Origin of the sequence: Mucilaginibacter sp. 21P (assembly GCF_019331605.1) — a bacterium.
GTDB lineage: Bacteria > Bacteroidota > Bacteroidia > Sphingobacteriales > Sphingobacteriaceae > Mucilaginibacter > Mucilaginibacter achroorhodeus.
Genome location: NZ_CP063061.1, coordinates 3,628,684 through 3,646,724 on the forward strand (window position 1 = coordinate 3,628,684; position 18,041 = coordinate 3,646,724).

Here is an 18,041-nt window from a genome sequence, read left to right on the forward strand (position 1 = left end):
AAAATAGGAAAATAAAGCTAAGGTTAACGGATGAGTATTACTACCTACGGATTACAGCAAATAAAGAAAGAATTACAGCACCTACCTGCCGAGCATTTGGCCGAGTTATGCCTGCGCCTTACCCGCTACAAAAAAGAGAACAAAGAGCTGCTGGCTTATCTGTTATTTGAATCGCACAACGAGCAGGATTTCATAGAGTCGGTAAAGGCCGAGGCCGGTTTTATGTTTAGTCAGCTGCCCGTACAACCATATTTCACAGCTAAAGGCCTGCGCAAGATCTTAAAGATGCTTACCAAATACATCAAATTTACAGGCAACAAAACAGCCGAAGTTGAATTGCTTATAAACTTTTGCCAAAATTATATGCAGTATGTTGTTAAGCAAACTTCGCATAAACCCATCAGGCTCATCCTAACGCGCCAGATAGATAAAATTAAAGGGGTGTTGAGCAAACTGCACGAGGATCTGCAGTATGATTACATTAACGACTATGAGCAGTTGATTGCCGACGCCGACGGCAAATACGCCTGGTTCAGTAAAAAAAGTTACGAGTTGTAACTTTTAGTGCTTTACTTTGTCAAACCTATAAATTATTAACAAGTGGCGGATAACAACGAAGAAGCTTTCAGGCGAATATATGAGGCCAATTCAAAAAAGATCTTCCATTTGTGCTATGGTTACACAGGTGACGACGATGCGGCTAACGACCTTTTGCAGGAGACCTTCCTGAAGGTTTGGCAAAATCTACACAAATTTCGTAATCAGGCACTTATCTCAACCTGGATTTATCGTATTGCAGTAAATACTTGTTTAACTTATTTGCGATCAGAAAAACGGCAGGCTAAGGACGAGCTTACACCGCAGATAGCCGAAACCAAACGCGAGGAATTTTCTGAAAAAAATGAGCAGGTTGCTTTGCTATACAAGTGTATATCAAAACTTGAGGAATCGGAAAGAATTATTATAACATTGGTACTTGATGAAGTGCCGTATCCCGAGATCGCAGAGGTTTCGGGCATATCAGAAGGAAATTTGAGAGTAAAGATCCACCGTATTAAACAAAAACTGACAGAGTTATACAATCATCATGAAGGACTTTGATCACTTAATGTCGGTTTGGCAGGCACAGCCGCCTAAAGAGCACTTATCTGTTGACGACGTAGTCAAACAGGTTAAGAAGGGGATCCGTGCGTTCACTACACGCCTGTATTGGGGTATTGTGGCGATGATAGGCACCGTTGCGGCAGCATTTATCCTGATGTTTTTTATGGCGTTTAAATCGCCGGCCACTACGTTCGGTATCCTTATAATTTTATTTGCAATGGCTATCTATCTGTATTTTATGATACGCCATTACCATATGCTTAACAAGCACGATCTTACTCAAAATCCTTCAGACTATTTGGATAGCCTGAAGCAGTACCAAAAAGACCGTTCACGTACGGTGGGCTGGTTTTATTATCTGTACATATTGTTGCTTAGTGCCGGGTTGGCTTTATATTTTGTTGAGGTGTTGGAAAATGCCTCGGTAGGTTTTAAAGTTGCCACTTACGGACTAACTGCCATTTGGTTCCTATTCACCACATTCTATATCAAGCCACGCATGATGCGCAGCGAGGAAGAAAAGCTTAACCTGATGATAGACCGTTTAGAGCGCCTGCAACAACAATTTGATTAATGAAGATTACACTGAGGCGTGTTGATTTAAACGAAGCTGATCTATTGCTTAACATAAGGCAGCAAACTTTTTTTGATGCTTTTGCCTCAAAGAACGATCCTGCCCACATGCAGGCCTATGCAAAAGAAGCATTCACTATAGCAAATACAATCGCTGAGCTTTCCAACCCCGAATCTGAAATTTACTTTGCCTTGGGAGATAACGAAGTTGCAGGTTATCTCAAGCTAAACTTTAACAATGCCCAAACAGAACAACAAGGTAATGATGCATTGGAACTGGAGCGCATCTATGTGTTAGAAAAATTCCAGGGGCAAAAAGTTGGTAAATATTTGATGGATTATGCCATTAATAAAGCCATGGAAACCGGAAAAAAATTTATCTGGTTGGGCGTTTGGGAACATAACGAAAAGGCGCTTGCATTCTATCAAAGCAAAGGTTTTGTTGTGTTCGGCAGCCATCCGTTCAAATTGGGTGCCGATAACCAGTTAGACCTATTAATGAAGAAAGATCTAATTTAAACAAGTTTATCATTGGCGCACGCGTGCCGCGTGAGCCCTCATTCGCCAACATGTCAAATTGATCTCGTGAGATCTTTGACTACCTATTGAAAACTTCTATCCAACTTATTTCAAACCGTATCCAAGAAGGCTTGTTAGATTTTAAAACAAAGAACTAACATGGAACAATTTGATGCAGTACTCACCGGTACAGATACAGATGTCAACGGCGTAGTTACCGCTAACGCCGGTGTATATACCTTTAAAGCTATTGATGATAGTATTGAACTAAGCATTGCCAAGGATGCCGAAGGCAATTGGGAGCGCATTGCAGGTTCAGAACCATATTTATCCGGCTGGATAGATGAACTTGCCGAACAGATACAAACCAAATAAAGCAACGTGATATAATGGAAAAACGTGAATTAGGAAAATCAGGCATTGAGGTGCTTCCACTATGTTTTGGGGGCAATGTTTTTGGTTGGACGGCAGATGAAAAAACATCTTTTGAACTGCTGGACGCCTTTGTTGACAAAGGCTTCAATTTTGTCGATACGGCCGATGTGTATTCGCGCTGGGCTCATGATGGTGTTGGCGGTCAGTCGGAGACCATTATAGGTAACTGGTTTAAACAAGGTGGTAAGCGTGATAAGATCATCCTGGCAACCAAAGTTGGCAAGCCGATGGGTGATGATAAAAAAGGGCTGTCAAAAGCATATATCACACAGGCCGTTGAAGACTCGTTACGCAGGTTGCAAACTGATTATGTCGATCTTTACCAGGCGCATGACGATGATCAGGAAACGCCTTTGGAAGAAACGCTTGAGGCATTTACCGATCTGATAAAACAGGGCAAGGTAAGGGCCATAGGTGCAAGCAATTACGGTCACCAGCGTCTGCGCCAAGCGCTGCAGGTAAGTCAGGATAACGGCTTCGCCCGCTACGAAACCCTGCAACCCGAATACAATTTTTACGACCGGGAAGATTACGAGCGCCAATACGAAGCACTTTGTCATGAAGCTGGTTTAGGCGTTATTACCTACTACTCGCTGGCAAGCGGTTTCCTTACAGGTAAATACCGTTCAGAGAACGACCTTAATAAAAGCAAACGTGGCGGTGGTATCAAAAAATATTTGAACAGCCGGGGGTTTACTATTTTGCGTGCGCTTGATGAAGTTGCCCAAGAGTACAATACAACGCCTGCAAGCGTAGCTATAGCCTGGCTTATAGCAAGGCAGGGTATTACCGCTCCTATTGCCAGCGCTACAAGTGTTAAACAATTAGATGATCTGGCCAACGCAGCACAACTGGAGCTAAGCCGCGAAACTATTGAGCAGCTAACCAAAGCCAGCAGCTATTAATAACTGCAGATAGCCAAGAAATAAAGCCTTCGGTGGATTACCCGCCGAAGGCTTAATTGTTATATATAGAGGAGGTAAGTTTAAAAGCGTGGTTGTCTCGCGTTTATACCACCATTAGTTTGTGCAAATTGTCCGGCAAAACCACGTCCGCCACGGTCGCCTCTGTTGCCACCATCATTATCACGTCCTCTGCCGCCCCAGCCTCCGCCGTTACCACGATCTTGTTGTTGCTGGCCACCACCCCAACCGCCGCCGTTATTGCGTGGTTGGCCCCAACCGCCATTATTACCGCGGTTATCATTGTTGGGTTGTTGGCCTCTGCCCCAGCCGCCGTTGTTATTACGGTCCGGGCGGTTCCAGTTGCCGTTATCAGGCCTGCCACCGCCCCAGTTATTATCCCGGTCCCGGTTACCTTTGTTCCATCCTCCATTGTTATCAGGGCGGTTGTAACCACCGTTCCAACGGTTATTGCCACCGTATGATCCACCTGCATAAACGTTGCCTCTTCTGGTCCAGTCGCGGCCACGGTTAAAATCTCCACCCCAACGATTACGGTAAACATCGTGGTTAAAATACGGACGGCTTGCCCTTATTTCGTAGTGGCGGAAAGAACGCCAGTCGTAATTGCGGTAGGCACCTGGGAGGTAAGCTGCAGACACCCATTGACCGCTATTCATGTAGTAATAGCAATGGCGCGGCACACTGTAATAAGCTTCAACCTCCGGAAGATAGTAGTAGTCGTCGCTGTCGTCAAAATCGTCGTCGTCATAAACGTCAACGGGTTGAGGCGGTGGTGCGGGTGCGTACACCGGCCTCGCAGGAATGTTGAACCCGAAATGGATAGAAACCTGTGCTTTGGCGCTGTTATAAAATAAACTGCCAAATATTATTGCTGAAAGTAAGACTGACCTTTTCATTTTATTTAATGTTTGTATTGATAGGACGGCTATCGATAATGAAAGTTTAATGTCTTACATGATATATTTCACCATCGCGCAGCTGATTAAAATTATATTTGTTATATTATATTTTTAAAATATTTAATTCTGAAATTAAGTTGATATAGCAGATCTTGGCTTTAAAAATTCTGTGATCTTACTGTTTAAGTTGAAACAGATTTCGTAATCAACTGTATTATAAGTTAATTTGAGAAAACGGGGATAAAACTCCCTATCTGCTTAAAACTCTCACAAAATGAAAAAGACACTTAAATTAACGTTACCTGCTTTGGCGGTTGCCGGCGCGCTTTTTTTTAACGCCTGTAACAGCGATAGCAAAAAAACCGCTGCTACCGACACGCTGACCGCCGGCGGTGACACTACCAAAACCGAAGCCGGTATTGCGGTACCTGAGGGGTTTAACGCAACAATTATTGCTAAAGACCTTGGAGGCGCACGGCATATTGCAGTATCGCCCAAAGGTGTTATCTATGTTAAATTGGGTAAACCAAATAAGGATGGCAAAGGAATTTTGATGCTGATTGAGAAAGATGGTAAAGCCGAAGTCAAGGCAGCATTTGGCGGATATGGAGGTACAGGTATCACTATTAAAAATGGCTATCTATATGCTTCATCAAATACAGAGATATTCCGTTATAAACTAAACGATGCCGACGAGGTTGCCGACACTGCTAAAGTGGAGAAGATTGTGACCGGCCTTATTGACCGCCACCAGCATGAATCTAAATCAATCGTTTTGGATGACGCTGGTAACTTATATACGAACATCGGCGCTTATTCTAACTCGTGCCAGATCAAAGATCGCGAGAAGGGATCATTAGGTAAAAAAGATTGCCCTATACTTGATTCTGCAGGTGGTATATGGCAATTTAAAGCTGATAAGCCTAACCAAACCTATAAAGATGGGCAACGTTACGCAACGGGATTACGCAACGTGGTTGGTTTAGACTGGAACAAACAAGATAACCAGCTTTTTGTAATGCAGCACGGTCGTGATGGTTTACATGACCTGTTTCCTGATCTGTACACTGTACAACAGCAGGCAGAATTACCGGCGGAGTGTATGTATGCTTTGAAAAAAGGTGATAATGCTGGCTGGCCTTATATTTACTATGATCAGCAACAAAACAAAAAAATAGTTGCACCAGAATACGGCGGCGATGGCAAAAAAGAAGGAGACGCTAAATTTATCGATCCGGTTGCAGCGTACCCTGGCCACCTTGCGCCTAATGCATTGTTATTTTATACTGCAAGCCTATTCCCGGCTGAGTATAAAGATGGTGCTTTTATCGCCTTCCACGGATCATGGAACCGTGCACCCGAGCCACAAGCCGGTTACTACGTAGTTTTCCAACCGTTTAAGGATGGTAAGCCAAATGGCGAAGGAAAAGTATTTGCTGATGGTTTTTCCGGTTCGGCAGAGAATACTGCTAAAGGTTCCGCGGTACACCGCCCATGTGGCCTGGCACAAGGCCCGGATGGCTCCCTATATGTAAGTGAAGATTCTAAAGGGTACATTTATAAAATATCGTACAAAAAATAAAAAGAAAAACGGGGCTCAAAAGGCCCCGTTTTTTATTCGCTTTGATATTGATACTTCAGCACCGATTGCATTTTAGCTTTAACGCGTTTAATGCTCTCCTCTATCTCCTCCATTTCTTCTTTATCAATAGCATCCATAAAAGCATTGTGGTAAGCTTTAAGGGCTTCGCCAAAGCTGCGGCGCTTCTTTTCATGTAAGCCCAGCTGCTTGTAGATCAAAGCGGTATCGACTCCCGGCACTTTTAAAGCAGCTGCGGCAACGGCCTTAACCTGCTTATCCATTTGCAGGAAAACCAACAATTCCAGGTAACGTGTATAATTATCCGGGAATGACGGCTCAAGTGCCATACAAGTTTTAAAATGATATCCTGCGGTTTGATAATCCTTCAAGTCCTCAAAATTCAACTTACCTAATAAATGATGAGCGCGCGCGTATCCAGCATTATTGGCAATGATCTCGTTGAGCAATTGCAATGCCTTTGCCGACTCGCCATACCTATATTCCTCTGCCGCCTGCGCATATTTCTCATCAATGGTATAATATATATCCATAAAAATTCTGTCAAAAAAATTAACTACGCAACTGATAAGTTACGCCTGTAAAATTAAAATTGTGTGTGATGGTAAACGGGTTTTTAAAACCTTATCGTTGTGAGAAAAGTGCCGTAATTGAGGCAATACCTTTCCCTTGCAGCACCATGGGCTGTTTCTGTAATTGGGAAAGTTTGTTAAATAGCATTGTAGTAATTATTAATCTGGTGGCGAAGTTAATAATTAAGGAGAAGAAAGTCAAACGTTTATAAAACGTTAAAGTAGTAGTGATAAAAAAAGGCGCCATTACCGGCCAGCTTTTATTGCGGCTGATAAGGCATTACAGCACCTGTAAAGTGCACTCCGCAAAAAAGTTTGGTAACGACGCCACCTGTAGCTGCTTATGCAGCTATGCTAACTTTTACTTTCTCTATCTGGTAGTTATTCATCAATTCATTTTCTGAGATGATGACGCTAAAATCCTCAAATTTGATCCCGTTTTCGAATGCATAAAGCGTATAACCACGTTTATTGCCATCGTACGCACCGAGCTCAAAAATTTCGTCCTGGTTTTTTGCCTTTATTTTGGCACCGCTTACCAACTGGTAGGCGTCAAATATATTTTCAAAAGTTGTGTTTTTCATAATACAAATGGCAATACAATTTCTTTGCCATTTGTTATGCAAACCATTCAAATAGTTGGTTTTGTTGTAGATGAGTTTTTTCTGCACCAGAAATATCCTTTAAGATCTGCCCTTCGTGCATCTGAATGATACGACTGCCGTATACAGCGGCATCCCGCAAGTTATGTGTAACCAGTAAAGCGGTCAGTTTGTATTGCTTTATCAGGTCATCGGCAATCTTTAAAACATTGTTTGCCGAGCGCGGGTCTAAAGCCGCCGTGGGCTCATCAAGCAATAATATCTTGCACTCATCCATCACGCTCATTAACAAGGTAAGTGCCTGCCGTTGCCCGCCGGAAAGGGTGCCTATCGGCTGGTCCAGTTTATTCTCCAAACCCATGTTAAGCGCAGCGATACGTTCTTTCACAAGTTGTTTAAATTGCTCAGTTTTACCGATGATCAGGTTTTTACTCTTTGTACGGAGCGCAGCTAACCTGAAGTTGTCTATGATGCTCAGATCGGCTGCCGTGCCCGATAATGGATTTTGAAATATCCGTGCTATCCATTTACTGCGTTGGTATTCTGCCAGTTTGGATACATCGTTCCCTTCTATATTAACACTACCCCCTGTTGGCAACATACTACCTGCAATAAGATTTAAAAGCGTAGATTTTCCTGAACCGTTGGAACCAATAACAACCACGTATTCGCCTTGTTTAATTTCAAGGTCAACTGCTTGTAAGGCAATAACTTCGTTAGGTTTGCCTGCATTAAATGTTTTGTTTAAACCTGTTATCGATATCATGCTGCCCTCCCTGTTAAACGTGGTAAGCCAACAATAACCAGCACAAAAGCTGCAGTGACAAGCTTCAATAAATTGGCATCTACACCGATGCTTAAAGTAAAGGCCAGTACCAGTTGAAAAACTATCGCTCCTGCCAATACCAGTACCAGGCTCAGCCAAACGGAGGTGATCTGCAGCCAATTGATCACCGTTTCGCCAATAATAACAGAACCCAGGCCCGTGATCACAATTCCTATCCCCATGCTGATATCCGCAAAACCCTGCTGTTGCGCCACCAGATAGCCGCTTAGCGCTGTTAAAGCGTTTGCCACCGCCAAACCGATTATCTTCATCCTATCAGTATTTACACCAAGCGCACGAACCATTGCTTCGCTGTTACCGGTGGCGCGCATGGCAATACCAAAGTCGGTTTTAAGCATATAACCGATGGCCAATGTAATGGCCGCAACAAATATTAATGATATAAGAAGCGCATTTTGATTAGGATTATCAGCAATAAAATTGATGGACATAAACAAGCCAGGCAAACCCAGCAAAGGCAGGTTTGAGCGGCCAAGTATGGTTAGGTTAACAGAGTAAAGCGCCGTCATGACCAGGATACCGGCAAGCAAGGCGTTGATTTTTAATTTGGTGTGGATGATACCTGTTAATGCCCCGGCAATAGCTCCGGAAACAATAACTGCCAGCGCAATAACAAACCCCGATTGATGATGAGTCATCAGCGAGCCGGTCACTACTCCGCCCAAGGTATAGCTTCCGTCTGTAGTGATGTCCGGAATGTTAAATATTTTCATGGACAGGTAAATGCCCAGGGCAATTCCCCCGAAACAAAGTCCCTGTATAAGCGCGGTGATGTAGAAATCCATTATTATTTTACAGTTTCAAAACCTGCTGGTATGGTGATGTTGTATTTTTTTACTGCAGCAGGATTGTACACATGCTTACGCACCTTCACCATCTCCAGCTTTAAGCCATCGGTTTTATGCATTTTTAAATATTGAGCTGCCTGTAAGCCCGATTGGTAGCCCCATTGATAAATATCTGCACCAAAAGCCGCTACAGCCCCGCGCTGAACCAGGCCGGCTTCGCTGGTAAAAATAGGTATGTTCTTATCGTTGCAACTTTTAAGTATAGTTTCGAAAGCGGCGAACACCGTATTATCCGGATTAGCAAAAAATGCATCGATGCCTTTGCTTAATAAGCTTTGTGTAACCAGTTGAGCATCGGCAGAGGAGTTGAGCGGCAAGGCGACCACTTTGATGTTCATTTTACCAGCCAGCGTTTGTATACGTTGCAGCGCATCTGCAGACTGCGGTTCAGACTGATTGTAGATCATCCCAACAGTTATTTGTCCGCTTTTAGGTTTAAGTAATTTAGGTATCAGTGCAAAAGAAGTGTCAATGTAATTAAGGTCTTCCATCGTCCCGAACAAATTTGCAGGCCCCTTGCCTGATGCATCTGCAACCTTCATACGCTCGGGCGTGGGCGACACCATCTGGAAAATGGGGATAGTTTTAGTTTTTTGGATAGCAGCCACCGTAGCCAACGTTGTTGATGTAGCCAGCAGATCAACTTTATCTGAAACAAACTGGTTAACTATCTGCGTTAGCGTTGGGATACTCCCCTGTGCGTTATTGTACTTAATGGTAATATTACCTTTCTCCTCGCTGAAACCGTTTTGCTTAAGGGCATCAATAAAACCGGTTTTGGCTTGCGATATGGTGGCATCTTCAAACGCATCAATAAAGCCTACAACCGGCACCCCATCTTTCTTTGGTGGGCTGCAGGCAGCAATAGCGATAATAGCGGCAAATAACGTAGCTAAACGTACAATTTTCATATTACTAAAGTAGATAATCAGCGGCAAAGCAAAAACATTTTAATCAATCGAATCCATAACAGTTAACCCTTAATGGCCCGCTTGGTTTGGGCTTTTATTATAGCACATAATTCTTCTATATTTGGTAGCCGCGCAACTATGCGCTTATCACATGCCATCGTTCGAGTCGTTTATACATTTGGTATTCATGGGTATCATAGCCCTTTTCCCGGTAGTTAACCCTGTGGGGTCGGCGTTTATTGTAAGTCCATACTTTGAGCACCTTTCGCGGGCAGAGAAGCGTAAGGCAGTACGCCGAATTGCGTTTTATGGTTTTTGCGTTTGCACCGTGGCGCTATTTGCCGGCCACTGGATACTGGAACTGTTCGGTATTTCTATACCCGTGGTACAGCTTGCCGGTGGTATCATGATCTGTAAAATAGGTTGGGAATTCCTTTCGTCAGACCAAGTATCAGATACCTCAGATGAAACTGTTGAGATAAAAACACCTATATCTGCTTACGAGCAGCTTACCCGAAAACTATTTTACCCTATCACCTTCCCGATGACAACCGGTGCAGGAACCATATCTGTATTATTTACCCTTAGCGCCCATGGCGAAAAATTTGGGAGCAAAGAATATTATATCAGCCTGCTTGCTGTGATGATAGCTATCATTGTAATGTGCGTGTTGATCTACATCCTTTATCTCAACACAAAAACTTTGATAAACTACCTGGGCAGCAATGGCGAAAACATTGTGAACCGCATTTCGGCCTTCCTGATATTTTGCGTGGGTTTGCAGATAGCCATCTCCGGGCTACGGGCCATTTTTAAGTTTTAAAAAATACAACAAGCTCATTCTGAATGAAAGATGCGATATTTTTAAAAAATTATTGCAAATAGCACGCAATTTTCTATTTTTGCAATCCCAACACGGTAGATGTAGCTCAGTTGGTTAGAGCATCGGTTTGTGGTACCGAGGGTCGTGGGTTCGAGCCCCATCATTTACCCAAAAGCCTCTCATGAAAATGAGAGGCTTTTTTTGTTTTACCACCAATTATACACTGGATAGCTTATATCCCTTATAGCTCAAAATATTTTTATAGATTTATTGCTTAAACTATATCATGATATGAGATACACTTACATTACTTTAACGTTTTTACTTGCATTAACGGCCTGTAGTTCGGCAACAAAGAAAGAAAATGCAGACACTACATCGGATACGCTGAAAAGTAAGACCGAAATTACAGACAGTGCAAAAGTACAGGAGCGAAAAGATACTACAACTAAAGATGGTACAAAAACAGCCGATTCAACAGCAGTTAAGCGCGACTCAGTAATCAAACCTCTTGGAAAATCTGGCAAGAAAGGTGGTTGAAATTAACAACCACCAAAATTAACACCTATACGGTAAGCGCCTAATTCTTACCTTTGCCGCATGATCGAGATCTTTACTGATGGTGCTTCGAGTGGTAATCCCGGGCCGGGAGGTTATGGTGTTATTTTGCGTTCGGGACAACATTATAAGGAATTATCAGCGGGTTTCCGCAAGACAACCAATAACCGCATGGAACTGCTGGCTGTAATCACAGCATTAGAAGCACTTAAATCTCCTAATCAAAACGTCACCATTTACTCCGACTCTAAATACGTGATCGATGCTATTGAAAAGCGTTGGGTTAACGGCTGGGTTGCCAAAGGTTTTGCCGGTAAAAAAAATAAGGATCTTTGGATGCGTTATCTGAATATAGCCAAATTACACAAGGTTAAATTTGTTTGGGTGCGTGGCCATAACGGCCACCCGGAGAACGAGCGCTGCGACCAGCTTGCCGTTGCCGCAGGCAAACAGAAGGATCTGCTTATCGATTCGGTTTTTGAAGCAGAAGCAGCGTCGCAAGCTTAAAATCAAAAGTCGTTAGCCCGAAGTCACTTCAAACTTTTGACTTAACACTTTCGACTTTAAACTACCTTCCGCCCAATTCAATCACTTCCAGGTCATGTATTTTATCAGCTGTAATGCTGAAACGCATCAGCGTGCGTACTTTATGCCAGCCGTGTTTACCTGCCGCACCGGGGTTAAGGTGCAGGCAACTTATCTTTTTATCGTAAATAGCTTTGAGGATATGAGAATGTCCTGCAATGAAAAGTTGCGGCGGTTTGTTATAGATCTCCGGCTTTACCAGCGGACTATACCTATCCGGGTAGCCGCCTATGTGGGTCATCCATACATCTACTTCTTCACATTTGAAGCGCAAATGTTCAGGATAGACAAGCCTTATATCAGCGCCATCGATGTTACCATATACGCCGCGAATAGGTTTAAACGCAGCAAGCTGGTCGGCCAGTTCAAGGGTGCCAAGATCCCCGGCATGCCATATCTCGTCGCATTTATCAAAATGCTTAAAAACGGCATCATCAAGGTAACCGTGGGTATCAGATATAAGGCCTATGCGGGTCATGCTCAAAATATCGTCAAAAAATCTTTTAAAAGCGAGGAGTATTGTGTTGTGTAAACTTTTGGTGATTCATAGATAACCACCTCGGTCACCTCATTCGTTACGTTATCTTTACCAAATGTTATTACCTCACGGTGTGGATCATCGGTAGCAAATGATCTGATATTGATAACGCTTTGTAAATACAAGGAGTTTGCAGCTAACATACCTATAACTAGTTCTGACGTTGCCACAGGCAGTATTAGTTGGCATATTCCTTCAGCACTCAAATTCTCAGCAGCAAAACTCACCAATCGTTCAAAAAATGAGCTATCCGTATGGCGCGCGAGTGCCTTATTATCTTTTACAGATCTAAGGGAATCGATAAAGAACGGTGGATTGGAAATTATCAGGTCGTATTCCATACGCTCCAGATTGGCGAAGTCGCCCTTAAAAAGTCTCAAGCGTTCAGCAAATTTTGAATTGGTAAAATTTTTTGTCGCAGTATCGGCGGCATGGTCATCGATCTCAACTGCATCTATGTAAGTCTGCGGAAAACGCTGCGCAAGCATTAAAGCCACTACACCCGTACCGGCACCAACATCCAGTATTGTTTTTGCATCATGTCCTTTAGCTAAAGCAGCTAATAGCACGCCGTCTGTGTTCACCTTCATGGCGCAGCCGGTTTGGTCAACATCAAACTGCTTAAACTTAAAAAAGCTCATCTATTTACCGGTGAACAAACCGTACTTGAGTATACAATAGATAGCGCGGAAGCCATCCTTCCATCCTATTTTTTTGCCTTCTTCATACGTACGGCCATAGTAAGAAATCCCTACCTCGTAAATACGGATCTGCGGAATGCGCGACATCTTGATGGTTACCTCAGGCTCAAAACCAAAACGTTTTTCCCGCAAGTTAAGCGACTGTAAAAGCTTGGTATCAAACAATTTATAGCACGTTTCCATATCCGTTAGGTTTAAATTACTAAGCATATTGCTCAAAAACGTAAGCCAGCGGTTACCTATGGTATGCCAAAAGAAAAGTATGCGATGTGGATTGCTGCCCATAAAGCGCGAACCGTAAACCACATCGGCAAAGCCCTTGCAAATGGGTTTAAGCAGGTCGTTATATTCTTCGGGGTCGTACTCCAGGTCGGCATCTTGTATAATCGTATAATCACCTGTTGCCTGGGCAATGCCGGTATGAAGCGCGGCACCTTTGCCCTTATTTACAGGGTGTTTAAAGTACCGGATATTAAGGTCCGGGTTTTCGTTGCGATAAGCAGCAACGGCTTGTTCGGTATTATCGCGCGAGCAATCGTCAACTATTATGATTTCCTTTTGAATATTATCCATTAATTCAACTGCTTTTATCTTGTTTAAAATGAGGTGGATGGTTCCGCCCTCGTTATAAGCAGGGATAATTATTGATAATTTATTTATTTTCATTCGGTGATATCTATGCCAGCTAAATAATGCGGATCAGCAAAAAAAATTTAAAACAGTACGTTAAACGGCCAAAAGTAATTATTACTACCGCTATTTTACTGGCTTTGTTGATTTGGTTTGCATTTTGCCTGCCAAAACCATTATTTAAAAGCTCCACATCCTATGTTATAGATGATGATAAAGGTCAACTGCTTGGGGCTTCTATTGCGGCAGACGGGCAGTGGCGCTTTCCGTACAACGCTAATATCCCCGAAAAATTCAGCAAATGCATTATCGCGTTTGAGGATAAGCGCTTTAACAGCCACTGGGGGTTTGATCCACTGGCATTTGGCAGGGCCGTTAGGCAAAACCTACGCAATAAGCGCGTAACCAGCGGCGGCAGCACCATTACCATGCAGGTGATCCGCTTAGCCACTCACCACAACCGTACTATTTGGAATAAGATCGCCGAAATAATTATGGCTACCCGGCTGGAGGTTGGTTACAGTAAAAAAGAAATAATGGCTATGTACGCAAGCAATGCCCCTTTTGGCAGCAATGTAATTGGGCTGGATGCTGCTGCCTGGCGCTACTATGGGCGAAGCGCAGATAAATTATCCTGGGGAGAGATGGCTGCATTGGCAGTGCTGCCCAACTCACCATCGCTGGTACACCCTGGCAAGAACCGACAAATTTTATTAAAGAAACGCAACCTGCTGCTCGCCCGTTTGCAGCAGCAAGGTACTATTGACAGCACCACCGCTGCCCTGGCCCGTTTTGAGCCCGTGCCTGATAAGCCCATGCCATTGCCGCAACTCGCCCCTCACCTGCTGCAGCGCTTTAAAGCGGATGCAAAAGCGGCCCATTTAACCGACACCCGTATCACAACATCCATTAAAAGCAATTTGCAGCAACAAGTGGCAGATGTGGTAGAAGAGCACCACCAGGTTTTAAAGGCTAACGATATCAATAACCTGGCGGCGGTAGTACTTGATGTGGAAACGGGTACTACGCTGGCTTACGTTGGTAATGTATCGCACCGTGAAGATCCTGAAACGGAAAGCGATGTAGATGTAATAGGCGCACCCCGCAGCCCGGGTAGTACGTTGAAACCTTTGCTTTATGCCAGTATGCTGCATGATGGTTTAATTCTTCCAAATAGTTTAATACCTGATGTACCTACGCAGATCGCTGGCTACCACCCTGAAAATTTTGACTTGGGATATGATGGTGCCGTACCCGCATCGAACGCGCTATCGAGATCATTAAATGTGCCCGCGGTAAAAATGCTGCAGCAGTATAAGTATGAGCGTTTTTATGATATGCTGAAACGCACAGGCATCACTACCTTGAATCAACCTGCCGACCACTATGGGCTTGCCCTGATCCTGGGCGGGGGCGAAAACACATTGTGGGAATTAACCGGCGCTTATGCGGATATGGCACGCGTGCTTAACCATTACAACAAAAATGGTGGTAAGTACAATGCTAACGATTACCATCACCCGCAATACTTTTACGCCGCCGCAAAAGAACCTGATCTGCAAAACAACGGCCTGTTGGATGCCGGTTCTATTTACTACACCCTGCAGGCCATGGAAGAAGTAATGCGACCGGGTGAAGAAATGCTTTGGCAGCAATTTAGCTCCAGCCAGCGGGTAGCCTGGAAAACCGGCACCAGCTTTGGCTTTAGAGATGGCTGGGCAATTGGCGTTACGCCAAAATACGTGGTTGGCGTTTGGGTTGGCAATACCGACGGCGAGGGCCGTCCGGGATTGACCGGTATTAACACTGCCGCACCAGTTTTATTCGAGATCTTTCGTTTGTTGCCAGCTGCACGCGAATGGTTCGATGTGCCATCAGGCGAATTGGTGAAGATCAATATATGTAGGGAAAGCGGTTACCGTGCCGGTCAGTATTGTACTGATCCTGTTGAGCGATATGTACCCAAAACTTGCTTAAAAGCACCGGTTTGTCCATGGCATAAAATGGTGCACTTGTCGGCAGATAGAAAGTACCAGGTAACGGCCAACTGTGTTTCGCCTGATAAGATGGTGAACCAGCCCTGGTTTGTGCTGCCGCCATCTATGGAGTATTATTACAAAACAAAAAATTACCAGTACCACGTGCTGCCACCTTTTGCGCCGGGGTGCGAACAAAATGACGCTAACCCTATGGAACTAATATACCCCAAAGATGGTGCAAAGGTTTACGTACCGCTTGAAGCAGATGGCAAACGCGGCAGGATGATCTGCAATGCAGCGCACCGCGTTGCCGACAGTAAAATATTCTGGCACCTGGATGGCGAATATGTAGGGCAAAGCAGCGCATTTCAGCAAATGGCTCTAAACCCTAAGCCGGGCAAACATAAGCTTACCCTTGTTGACGGCGAGGGTAACACTATCAACATAAATTTTGAAGTACTGGATAAGAATAAATAAAACAGTCATGATAGTTTCCAGACATACATTTCGATATCGAATATTTAAATACCCGTCTATTTTGTTGGTTTTTTCTACTGCATGGTTAGGATGGAGTTTCTTTACGGAAAGGCAATTTGTTTTCGCCACATTTTGCTTTATCGGTGCGGCCTGTATGCCTTATTTCATCTATAATGAATTTAAACAAATCTTTATCGATACTGAGAAAAGAATAGTCACATTCGAAGCTTTTCCATTTAGAACAATTAAAAAGTATTCATTTGATTATTTTGAGGGATACGTTGAATCAACAGTTGATAGCAAGGGTAACCCAGACGGATTTAGCGAAGACTACAGATGTTACTATCTAATAAAAAACCGCAGGGTGAAATACAAACTTACAGGTGTTGAATATGACAACATCGATGAAGTAGAAGAAGGTATAGCTCATTCCCTATTTGGGATATCAGGAAAATACGTTTTCGCTATCTTTGAAAATAAGACTTAACCGGAGAATAGTTTAACATGCTTGAACAATACGACCTTGGCAACCTGATGGTGCTGGATATTGAGACCGTTCCGCAATACCCTTTGTATGCCAATATGCCCGAGATGTTACAAGAACTTTGGGCGCACAAAACCCGCAACATGCGTGGTGAAGCAACAGCTGAAGAATTTTACGAGCGCGCGGGTATCTGGGCCGAATTTGGTAAGATCGTTTGTATCTCTGTGGGTATTTTCATGAACAGCAGTGGCAAGCGGCCGGGGTTAAGGATTAAATCCTTTGCGGGACACGACGAGAAAGAACTGCTGAAAGAGTTTTCAAGGATGCTGAGCGGACAACCATTGAGCGTTATCCTATGCGCCCACAACGGCAAAGAATTTGATTTCCCATACATCTGCCGCAGGATGCTTATACACGGCATACCTTTCCCACCGCACTTGCAAATGCAGGGCAAAAAACCATGGGAGATACAGCACCTGGACACTATGGAGCTTTGGAAATTTGGTGATTATAAGAGCTATACTTCGCTGAATTTGCTAACGGCGATATTTGATATACCAACACCCAAGGATGATATAGATGGCAGTCAGGTAGGCCACGTTTACTGGGTTGAGGAAGCTTTAGAACGTATTTGTACCTATTGCCAAAAAGATGTTGTTGCTACGGCACAGCTCATACGCCGTTACCGCGGAGAAAGTTTGATCGAGGATGAATGTGTTACGGTGGTGGAGTGAGGAATACTCCCGGTAACGGGCTCTACCTTATATAGAGCCATCATTATTCCTTAAGTTGCGTATTTGTTCTAAGGCGAGCACATCGCTTCGGTCCTTAGGCCGATCAATTACCTTTTTATTTTCGATTAGCTGATTGATGTGCAGAAAAGGAACCTGCACGCCATCGATTTCTGCAATTGAAGCCATTGACATACATTCATCAAATGAATAGGTTTCCAGACCTTTCATCTCAGTCATGATGTCTAATTCTAAACCATTGTTCAAGCGAAACGATGTCCAACCGGCAATAAATTGCATTGTTTCTATCATAGAATAATCGGGCATACCATAATCTAAAAATGCCTGACGGAGACTTTTACGATTTTCAAGTGTATCTTTAAGCCAAATATCCATATCTCCTGTAAAGCGCTGATAACCATGTAAATTTAAAGCGTATCCGCCCACCATTATATATTTTACCTGATTATTCTCAAGTGCTCCCCAAAACGCCAATATTTCTTCATCAAAAATATCCATTGGCTTATTTTGCTATAGATGATTTATGAGTAATCTTGGCCTTTTGCATGGTAAGCTGGGTTTTATATAGCATGGTACAAAAAAGAAAACGGTCCTTGTAAGTCCGTTTTAAGCCTTCTTTCAATTGGGAAATTTCAGCTTCAGTAAGTGTTGCTTTTTCAGTCATGACCGTTGTTAATT

The 18,041-nt window shown here is 43.5% G+C and carries 24 protein-coding genes and 1 tRNA gene; 14 read left to right on the top strand and 11 right to left on the bottom strand.

Features of this window, described 5'->3' with window-relative positions:
* Positions 1–30: 30 nt before the first annotated feature.
* The 6 genes from INP83_RS16110 to INP83_RS16135 all read left to right on the top strand — a co-directional run bounded on the left by INP83_RS16110 (position 31) and on the right by INP83_RS16135 (position 3,536).
* Positions 31–558: a hypothetical protein gene (locus INP83_RS16110; protein WP_219125073.1), complete on the top strand. Its 528-nt coding sequence runs from the start codon at positions 31–33 to the stop codon at positions 556–558.
* 42 nt (positions 559–600) lie between these two features.
* Complete coding sequence (locus INP83_RS16115) at positions 601–1,101, top strand: RNA polymerase sigma factor (RefSeq protein WP_146269586.1); 501 nt, start codon at positions 601–603, stop codon at positions 1,099–1,101.
* Positions 1,088–1,678 (top strand): hypothetical protein, encoded by a 591-nt coding sequence (locus tag INP83_RS16120; protein ID WP_146269587.1) that lies wholly within the window; start codon positions 1,088–1,090, stop codon positions 1,676–1,678. The genes INP83_RS16115 and INP83_RS16120 overlap by 14 nt, the downstream gene beginning before the upstream one ends.
* Positions 1,678–2,196 carry a GNAT family N-acetyltransferase gene (locus INP83_RS16125; RefSeq protein WP_219125074.1) on the top strand — a complete coding sequence of 173 codons (519 nt, stop codon included), beginning with the start codon at positions 1,678–1,680 and terminating at the stop codon, positions 2,194–2,196. The genes INP83_RS16120 and INP83_RS16125 overlap by 1 nt, the downstream gene beginning before the upstream one ends.
* Before the next feature lie 159 nt (positions 2,197–2,355).
* The gene (locus tag INP83_RS16130; protein ID WP_146269589.1) at positions 2,356–2,571 is read left to right on the top strand and encodes a hypothetical protein; all 216 of its coding nucleotides are present in this window, start codon (positions 2,356–2,358) and stop codon (positions 2,569–2,571) included.
* Positions 2,572–2,585: 14 nt separating this feature from the next.
* Positions 2,586–3,536: an aldo/keto reductase gene (locus INP83_RS16135; RefSeq protein WP_146269590.1), complete on the top strand. Its 951-nt coding sequence runs from the start codon at positions 2,586–2,588 to the stop codon at positions 3,534–3,536.
* An 80-nt stretch (positions 3,537–3,616) separates the two neighbouring features.
* Here INP83_RS16135 and INP83_RS16140 read toward each other — a convergent pair whose 3' ends face one another.
* On the bottom strand, positions 3,617–4,453 hold the full coding sequence (locus tag INP83_RS16140) for a hypothetical protein (protein WP_219125075.1): 837 nt from the start codon (positions 4,451–4,453) through the stop codon (positions 3,617–3,619).
* A gap of 277 nt (positions 4,454–4,730) precedes the next feature.
* Between INP83_RS16140 and INP83_RS16145 the strand changes: the two genes are divergently transcribed.
* Positions 4,731–6,038 (top strand): sorbosone dehydrogenase family protein, encoded by a 1,308-nt coding sequence (locus tag INP83_RS16145; protein WP_219125076.1) that lies wholly within the window; start codon positions 4,731–4,733, stop codon positions 6,036–6,038.
* Between the two features lie 32 nt (positions 6,039–6,070).
* Here the strand turns inward: INP83_RS16145 and INP83_RS16150 are convergent, their stop codons facing one another.
* The 5 genes from INP83_RS16150 to INP83_RS16170 all read right to left on the bottom strand — a co-directional run bounded on the left by INP83_RS16150 (position 6,071) and on the right by INP83_RS16170 (position 9,836).
* Positions 6,071–6,589, bottom strand: a complete 519-nt coding sequence (locus tag INP83_RS16150) for a hypothetical protein (protein ID WP_219125077.1) — start codon at positions 6,587–6,589, stop codon at positions 6,071–6,073.
* Positions 6,590–6,969: 380 nt separating this feature from the next.
* A complete protein-coding gene (locus tag INP83_RS16155; RefSeq protein WP_219125078.1) occupies positions 6,970–7,212 on the bottom strand; it encodes a hypothetical protein in 243 nt (80 codons plus the stop codon).
* 34 nt (positions 7,213–7,246) lie between these two features.
* Entirely contained in the window at positions 7,247–7,996 is a 750-nt protein-coding gene (locus tag INP83_RS16160; protein ID WP_219125079.1) for an ABC transporter ATP-binding protein, read from the bottom strand.
* Positions 7,993–8,862: an ABC transporter permease gene (locus INP83_RS16165; RefSeq protein ID WP_219125080.1), complete on the bottom strand. Its 870-nt coding sequence runs from the start codon at positions 8,860–8,862 to the stop codon at positions 7,993–7,995. Before INP83_RS16165 ends, INP83_RS16160 begins: the two co-directional genes overlap by 4 nt.
* A gap of 2 nt (positions 8,863–8,864) precedes the next feature.
* Positions 8,865–9,836: an ABC transporter substrate-binding protein gene (locus INP83_RS16170; RefSeq protein ID WP_219125081.1), complete on the bottom strand. Its 972-nt coding sequence runs from the start codon at positions 9,834–9,836 to the stop codon at positions 8,865–8,867.
* A 151-nt stretch (positions 9,837–9,987) separates the two neighbouring features.
* Here INP83_RS16170 and INP83_RS16175 point away from each other — a divergent pair, with 151 nt between their 5' ends.
* From INP83_RS16175 to rnhA, 4 genes are all read left to right on the top strand, one after another.
* Complete coding sequence (locus INP83_RS16175) at positions 9,988–10,659, top strand: MarC family protein (RefSeq protein WP_146269598.1); 672 nt, start codon at positions 9,988–9,990, stop codon at positions 10,657–10,659.
* A 95-nt stretch (positions 10,660–10,754) separates the two neighbouring features.
* Positions 10,755–10,828 (top strand) — tRNA-His (locus INP83_RS16180).
* Between the two features lie 122 nt (positions 10,829–10,950).
* A complete protein-coding gene (locus INP83_RS16185) occupies positions 10,951–11,199 on the top strand; it encodes a hypothetical protein (RefSeq protein ID WP_219125082.1) in 249 nt (82 codons plus the stop codon).
* A 60-nt stretch (positions 11,200–11,259) separates the two neighbouring features.
* Complete coding sequence (rnhA, locus tag INP83_RS16190; protein ID WP_146269600.1) at positions 11,260–11,724, top strand: ribonuclease HI; 465 nt, start codon at positions 11,260–11,262, stop codon at positions 11,722–11,724.
* Between the two features lie 61 nt (positions 11,725–11,785).
* Here rnhA and INP83_RS16195 read toward each other — a convergent pair whose 3' ends face one another.
* The 3 genes from INP83_RS16195 to INP83_RS16205 are packed head-to-tail and all read right to left on the bottom strand — an operon-like array spanning position 11,786 to position 13,707.
* Complete coding sequence (locus INP83_RS16195; RefSeq protein WP_219125083.1) at positions 11,786–12,280, bottom strand: metallophosphoesterase; 495 nt, start codon at positions 12,278–12,280, stop codon at positions 11,786–11,788.
* A 2-nt stretch (positions 12,281–12,282) separates the two neighbouring features.
* The gene (locus INP83_RS16200) at positions 12,283–12,981 is read right to left on the bottom strand and encodes a tRNA1(Val) (adenine(37)-N6)-methyltransferase (RefSeq protein ID WP_219125084.1); all 699 of its coding nucleotides are present in this window, start codon (positions 12,979–12,981) and stop codon (positions 12,283–12,285) included.
* Positions 12,982–13,707, bottom strand: coding sequence for a glycosyltransferase family 2 protein (locus INP83_RS16205; protein WP_255563174.1), 726 nt, complete (start codon positions 13,705–13,707; stop codon positions 12,982–12,984).
* A gap of 26 nt (positions 13,708–13,733) precedes the next feature.
* On the opposite strand from INP83_RS16205, the gene pbpC reads away from it, so the two are divergent.
* From pbpC to INP83_RS16220, 3 genes are all read left to right on the top strand, one after another.
* Positions 13,734–16,127, top strand: coding sequence for a penicillin-binding protein 1C (gene pbpC / locus INP83_RS16210; RefSeq protein ID WP_219125085.1), 2,394 nt, complete (start codon positions 13,734–13,736; stop codon positions 16,125–16,127).
* 154 nt (positions 16,128–16,281) lie between these two features.
* Positions 16,282–16,614, top strand: a complete 333-nt coding sequence (locus INP83_RS16215; protein WP_219125086.1) for a hypothetical protein — start codon at positions 16,282–16,284, stop codon at positions 16,612–16,614.
* 17 nt (positions 16,615–16,631) lie between these two features.
* Positions 16,632–17,345 carry a 3'-5' exonuclease gene (locus INP83_RS16220; protein ID WP_219125087.1) on the top strand — a complete coding sequence of 238 codons (714 nt, stop codon included), beginning with the start codon at positions 16,632–16,634 and terminating at the stop codon, positions 17,343–17,345.
* 27 nt (positions 17,346–17,372) lie between these two features.
* Here the strand turns inward: INP83_RS16220 and INP83_RS16225 are convergent, their stop codons facing one another.
* Together INP83_RS16225 and INP83_RS16230 are read right to left on the bottom strand one after the other, a co-directional pair.
* Positions 17,373–17,861 carry a nucleotidyltransferase gene (locus tag INP83_RS16225; RefSeq protein WP_146269607.1) on the bottom strand — a complete coding sequence of 163 codons (489 nt, stop codon included), beginning with the start codon at positions 17,859–17,861 and terminating at the stop codon, positions 17,373–17,375.
* A 4-nt stretch (positions 17,862–17,865) separates the two neighbouring features.
* Entirely contained in the window at positions 17,866–18,027 is a 162-nt protein-coding gene (locus INP83_RS16230; RefSeq protein ID WP_186458695.1) for a hypothetical protein, read from the bottom strand.
* Positions 18,028–18,041: the final 14 nt, after the last annotated feature.